Source organism: Lyngbya sp. CCY1209 (assembly GCF_035615495.1).
In the GTDB taxonomy this organism is placed as follows: Bacteria; Cyanobacteriota; Cyanobacteriia; order Cyanobacteriales; family Microcoleaceae; genus Limnospira.
Genome location: NZ_JAJENU010000449.1, coordinates 1 through 713, shown reverse-complemented (window position 1 = coordinate 713; position 713 = coordinate 1). Strand labels below are relative to the sequence as shown.

1 pseudogene is annotated in these 713 nt (G+C 42.5%); it reads left to right on the top strand.

Annotation, left to right across the window (positions count from 1 at the left end):
* Positions 1-713: pseudogene (locus tag LKE08_RS14130) on the top strand (hypothetical protein); the annotation flags it as partial.

The window sequence follows — 713 nt, the reverse complement described above, 5'->3', positions numbered from 1 at the left end:
TTTGCTGCTGCTACGAATACGATTTACTTGTCTCAGGAGTTGGTGGATGAGAATTCGGGGAATGTAAATGCGATCGCTTCTGTTTTGTTGGAAGAATATGGTCATTATATTGATGCTGAAATGAATGCGATCGATTCTCCTGGGGATGAGGGGGATATTTTCGCGAATTTGGTTGTGGGTCAGGGGTTGAGCGAATCGGAATTATTGGCATTGTGGGGTGAGGATGATAGTGCGATCGTTGTTTTGGGTGGGGAAGAAGTGGCGATCGAACAAGCAAATGTTTCCTGGCTTGGAGGTAGTGGGGATTGGTATAACCCGCGCAAGTGGAGTGGTGGCAAAGTTCCCAACTCTAGCGATAATGTAACTGTGGAAGCCATAGGGGAGAGCGTCAAAATCAATTTCTCAAAGGGAAATCCTAATATTCAGGATTTATTTTTGGCAGCTAAAGGGGGTGGCTCTTTAAGTTTGAATGGCTTAACAACTTTAGGAAACGACACAGACATTTTAGCGGAAGGAAATAAAAGCATAGTCAAGTTACCCAACTTAAAGACATTTTCAGGCAAAGATGTTTCCAGCCCTTCCTATATTATGGTCAAAGATGGTGGTGAAGTTGAAGCAAAAAAACTCACCGCCCTAAAAGAGGTAGATTTATATGCCACAAACAGCCAATTAAATTTGTCAGGAATCAAAACTTTTAGTGGCACAACTGATAC